The 4,497-nt window shown below is 65.4% G+C and carries 6 protein-coding genes; 3 read left to right on the top strand and 3 right to left on the bottom strand.

What is annotated here, in order from left to right; all coding sequences use genetic code 11:
* Positions 1-455 (bottom strand): GTPase (locus MRY84_RS22690; protein ID WP_291507926.1); only part of this gene is annotated, 455 nt, incomplete at its 3' end.
* Positions 456-532: 77 nt separating this feature from the next.
* On the opposite strand from MRY84_RS22690, the gene MRY84_RS22685 reads away from it, so the two are divergent.
* Together MRY84_RS22685 and MRY84_RS22680 are read left to right on the top strand one after the other, a co-directional pair.
* A complete protein-coding gene (locus MRY84_RS22685; RefSeq protein WP_291507925.1) occupies positions 533-784 on the top strand; it encodes a hypothetical protein in 252 nt (83 codons plus the stop codon).
* Positions 785-840: 56 nt separating this feature from the next.
* A complete protein-coding gene (locus tag MRY84_RS22680; protein ID WP_291507927.1) occupies positions 841-1,011 on the top strand; it encodes an oxidoreductase-like domain-containing protein in 171 nt (56 codons plus the stop codon).
* Between the two features lie 86 nt (positions 1,012-1,097).
* Here MRY84_RS22680 and gshA read toward each other — a convergent pair whose 3' ends face one another.
* Entirely contained in the window at positions 1,098-2,624 is a 1,527-nt protein-coding gene (gene gshA / locus MRY84_RS22675) for a glutamate--cysteine ligase (protein WP_291507924.1), read from the bottom strand.
* A 73-nt stretch (positions 2,625-2,697) separates the two neighbouring features.
* Positions 2,698-3,606 (bottom strand): SDR family oxidoreductase, encoded by a 909-nt coding sequence (locus MRY84_RS22670; RefSeq protein WP_291507923.1) that lies wholly within the window; start codon positions 3,604-3,606, stop codon positions 2,698-2,700.
* A 293-nt stretch (positions 3,607-3,899) separates the two neighbouring features.
* On the opposite strand from MRY84_RS22670, the gene MRY84_RS22665 reads away from it, so the two are divergent.
* Positions 3,900-4,181, top strand: a complete 282-nt coding sequence (locus MRY84_RS22665) for a DUF427 domain-containing protein (protein WP_291507922.1) — start codon at positions 3,900-3,902, stop codon at positions 4,179-4,181.
* The last annotated feature ends 316 nt before the right edge of the window (positions 4,182-4,497 follow it).

Here is a 4,497-nt window from a genome sequence, read left to right as displayed (position 1 = left end):
TCCAGCTTGGTGATGCCGGCCTCGTCGCCCGTCTTGGCCTGGCGCTTGTTGGAGAGGGTGTTGATCAGCGTGGACTTGCCCACGTTGGGCACGCCGCAAATCAGCACCCGCATGGGCTTGGCCATGCCGCCGCGGCTGGGCGCCAGCTGGTGGCAGGCATCAATGAGCTTGCGCGCGGGCGCGGGATCCGACGCATCCAGCGGCACGGCGCGCGTGTCGCTCTGGGCGTTGTACCAGTCCACCCACAGCGCCGTGCGCGCGGGGTCGGCCACGTCCTGTTTGTTGAGCACCTTGAGCGTGGGCTTGTGGCCTGTGATCTCGGCCAGCAGCGGGTTGGCGCTGGAGCCGGGCAAGCGCGCGTCGAGCACCTCGATCACCACGTCAATGTCCTTGATGCGTTCGGTGATGGCTTTACGGGTCAGGTGCATGTGACCGGGGAACCACTGGATGGCCATGCGGGTACTTTCTTGTCTGGTTCGGGGCTGCCGGAGGGTGGCAAGGATAATCGCGGCCTTCGCCTCCGCATTTTTTCATGTCCCCACAAATCCCCCCATCCCGCAGCGCCCCTGCCCGCAAGGCCGACAAAGAACTGCTGTTCAAGGGCGTGACCTGCGCCTTGATCGGCCTGGTGATTCTCCTGGCCCCGTACTTGGCACGGTCCGCCAGCGTGCGGGAGCTGATGGCCCAGGCGGCCCTGGTGGGCTGGTTTGCGCTGGTGCTGGGCATTGCCTTCGTGGTGCAGTACGCCGTGCGCCGCAAACAGACACGGCGCCCTCAGCCGTGACGCTGGCCGACACCGCCATCCCTCCCCGCGCCGTGGATGGAGCTACCGCGCAGCGGATGTTCCAGGCTCTTCAGCAGCGCGCTGCGGATGCGGGCATCGCACTGCGCAGCCCGCCGCCCGAGCCCACGACCTGCTGCGGACGCGGCTGCAACGGCTGCGTGTGGGAAGGCTTTTTAGAGGCCGCCGAATACTGGCGGCAAGAGGCGTTGCTGCAGCTGCAAGGCTGAAATTTGTGCCAAAACAGGCTCTAGCGCTTTATGGATAAGCGCGAGCAGCTATCAAATCAGGAGTTTCCTGGCGCCTGCGCGCCCCATCACCCGAGCTCCTTCACCGCCATGTAGCGCTCGCGCCATTCCTCAAACGGCAGCGTGTCGGCGGCCTCGATGGCTTTTTGCGCGGCAATGGATTCGTCGGCCATGGCCAGGTAGCGGGCCTGCTGCTCGGCCGTCCAGGGCAAGCTGAGCAGCGCATCGCGAGCGGCAACCGACTGCTGGCGCGCAAATGACTCGAAGCTGTGATGATGGCTTTGCACGATGCTGTCCAGCACGCGGGCCGACGGCGTGCGCTCAGGCGCGGCCATCAGGGCGCGGGCATCGCGCAGCGCGTCGCTGTAGCCATGGGTGCCGTGCTGTGCGTCCAGCGCATCGGCCAGGGGCGCACAAGCTGCCAGCACTTCGGAGCCCCACTCGGTCAACAGCACACTCTGGCCGTTGCGGGAAAGGCGCAGTCCCGGCTCGCGGCCGCGCTCGGCCGTGAGGTGCTGGTTCTGCTTGAGCTCGGCGATCTCGGCCGGGGTATCGGGCGGGCTGTCGGACAGCAGGCAGTGCAGCAAAAACACGTCCAATAGCCGCATGGTGGATGCCGTGATGCCCACGGGCACGAACGGGTCCAGGTCCATGAGGCGCACCTCGACATATTCCACGCCGCGCTCGCGCAGCGCGTGCAGCGGCCGCTCCCCTGTGCGCACGGTGCGCTTGGGGCGGATGGTGCCGTAGAACTCGTTTTCGATCTGCAGCAGGCTGGTGCCCAGCTGGTTGTAGTCGCCGCCGGGGTTGCGCACGCCAATGGTTTCGTAAGCGGGATACGGCTTGGTGAGGGCCTCGTGCAGTGAATTGGCGTAGCCCGTGAGGCCGTTGTAGCTCACGGCCAGCGTGGCCTGGGCGTCGCTCTGGTAGCCCAGCCGACCCATGCGCAGCGAGGTGGCGTGCGGCAGGTATAACGCGCTGCCGCCCTCCATGCGCTCCAGGCGGTGCTCGCGCCCTTCGACGAAACAGGGGCACAAGGCGGGCGAGGCGCCGAACAGGTACAGCAGCACGAATGCGTGGCGGCGGAAGTTGCGGATGAGGGCGAAGTACTGCTCGCTTGTCACGCCCGGCATGGACCAGTTGTAGTGGATGCCCGAGATGGTCTGCATGCGCCGGCCGTAGCGGTGGCCCAGGCCCATGCGGTAAATGCTTTTGGCCCGGCCGACGTTGGAACTGCCGTAGCGCCCGATCGGAATCGTCTCGTCCGTGGGCAGGCCACAGGGCATGCTGGAGGCCCACAGCAGCTCGCCGCCGTGCTCGCGCAGCGTGTGGTGCACGAACTGGTGCACCTCGGTCAGCTCATCCAGGCAGTCCTGAACGCGCAGGTGGGCGCCGGTGATCAGCTCCAGCTGTGACTCGCTGTAGTCGGTGGTGATCAGCGGGTGCGTCAGCGCCGAGCCCAGCGCCAGCGGATGCGGCGTGAGGGCCAGCCCATCGTGGGGCAGCACGCGCAGCCCTTCCTTTTCGATGCCGCGGCGGATCCCCCCCAGGGCGTCCGCCGGGTAGGCGGCCAGTCTCTCGTGCAGTGTGCTCATAGGTATTACCGATCCGTCGTCTTTTGTCGGCCCGGAACTTAGCACGGAGCTGGCCTGCCCGTGTGGACCTCGCTTAAACCCTGGCCGCCATGGCCTTGCTCACTTCGTTGGTACCCTGCGCCGCGCCACTTTGTGGTACTTGCTCGCCCGTGCGGTCGGTCACCTCGGCCAGGCGGGCTGCCAGTTGCTCGGGGACCTCGGCGCTAATGCCCAGATGGATGCCCTGCGTCAGCGTGATGTGGGCCGCCTCGAACGTGCCCGCGCCCGCGCACAGGATGGTGCGCGTGGGCGCGGATTCGTGGGCCAGCACCAGCATGGCGGGCACGACGGCCTCGGGCTTCAAGGCATCGAGCACCTCTTGCGGCATGAGCCCCTCGGTCATGCGGGTGGCCGCGGTGGGAGCCAGCGCGTTGACATGGATGTTGTACTTGGCGCCTTCGATGGCCAGGGTCTGCATCAGCCCCACCTGCGCCAGCTTGGCCGCGCCGTAGTTGGCCTGGCCGAAGTTGCCGTACAGGCCGGTGGACGACGTGGTCATCACGATGCGGCCGTACTGCTGCGCCATCATGTGCTGCCACACGGCCTTGCAGCAGTTGGCGGCGCCCATCAGGTGCACATCCACCACCAAACGGAAGTCGGCCATGTCCATCTTGGCGAACGACTTGTCGCGCAGGATGCCGGCGTTGTTGACCAGGATGTCCACGCGGCCCCAGGCATCGATGGCCTGCTGCACCATGGCCTCCACAGCCGCGAAGTCGGTGACGGACGCGCCATTGGCCAGTGCCTCGCCGCCTGCTGCGCGGATCTCATCGACCACGGCCTGCGCGGCCGTCACGGTGCCGCCGCTGCCATCCACCGCGCCGCCCAGGTCATTGACCAGCACCTTGGCGCCGCGCGCTGCCAAAGCGAGCGCGTGCTGGCGCCCCAGGCCACCGCCGGCGCCCGTCACGATGGCCACGCGGCCCTTGAAATCAATACCCATGGTCTCGGTTCTCCTGTGTTTTCAAGCAATGTTCATGGTGGGAAAGCGGGCGCCACCCGAAGGCGCCGGGGCCGCGCTGCACTGTAAGCGACACCGCTGCTGCCGAGCGGTTACCCGCGCGACTCGTGATCCCGCTCCCCGCCCAGCGGACCGTATGCATCGCACATTGGGAATAATGAGGCTGCTTCGCCCGCACGGCCGGGCCAATCCGAGGGCGGCCGTACTCATCAAACCATAGCTGCCAGCGCTTGCTGCACATGCGCTAGCAGCCATTTCTACCCAAGGAATTTCCCATGAAAGCAACCTGGAACGGCGTAGTCGTTGCCGAAAGCGACGACACCGTGGTGGTCGAAGGCAACCACTATTTCCCCGAAAGTGCACTCAAGCGCGAATACTTCACCTTCAGCAACCACAAGACCATGTGCGCGTGGAAGGGCCAGGCCAGCTACCTGTCGCTTCTGGTGGATGGCGAAATGAACGCCGATGCCGCATGGTTCTACCCGGACCCCAAGCCCGAGGCGTCGGAGATCCAGGGCCGGGTGGCGTTCTGGAAGGGTGTGAAGGTCACCGAATGAGCGTTTGGCGTTATCCCGCAACGCACTGGACAATCGTGTGGATAAGTTTGGGTAAGTCTTGTATGGCAGTGCCAAGTGCTTGATTTGCAAGGGTGCACCCTGCATTGCCTCATTTTTAAGCAATCTGGAGCCGAGGGATGGCGGTTATCCCAAGGCGCACTGGACAATGGTGTGGATAAGCTTGGATAAGCCTTGTATTGCAGCGGTAAGTGATTGATTTTCAAGGAATATCCTTGAGTTGCACAAATAACAGGCAAGCACGACCCCGACGTTCTTCCGGTGCCAGCGGCCCCCTTGCGAGCCTCGAAAACACCCG

The organism is Acidovorax sp., from assembly GCF_022763525.1.
Lineage (GTDB): Bacteria > Pseudomonadota > Gammaproteobacteria > Burkholderiales > Burkholderiaceae_C > Acidovorax.
This window is presented reverse-complemented; position numbering and strand designations above follow the sequence as displayed.

Excerpts from the sequence above, each read along its gene's own strand:
- MRY84_RS22685 (WP_291507925.1), top strand. The coding sequence starts at position 533 with ATGTCCCCACAAATCCCCCCATCCCGCAGCGCCCCTGCCCGCAAGGCC.
- MRY84_RS22680 (WP_291507927.1), top strand. The coding sequence starts at position 841 with ATGTTCCAGGCTCTTCAGCAGCGCGCTGCGGATGCGGGCATCGCACTG.
- gshA (WP_291507924.1), bottom strand. The coding sequence starts at position 2,624 with ATGAGCACACTGCACGAGAGACTGGCCGCCTACCCGGCGGACGCCCTG.
- MRY84_RS22670 (WP_291507923.1), bottom strand. The coding sequence starts at position 3,606 with ATGGGTATTGATTTCAAGGGCCGCGTGGCCATCGTGACGGGCGCCGGC.
- MRY84_RS22665 (WP_291507922.1), top strand. The coding sequence starts at position 3,900 with ATGAAAGCAACCTGGAACGGCGTAGTCGTTGCCGAAAGCGACGACACC.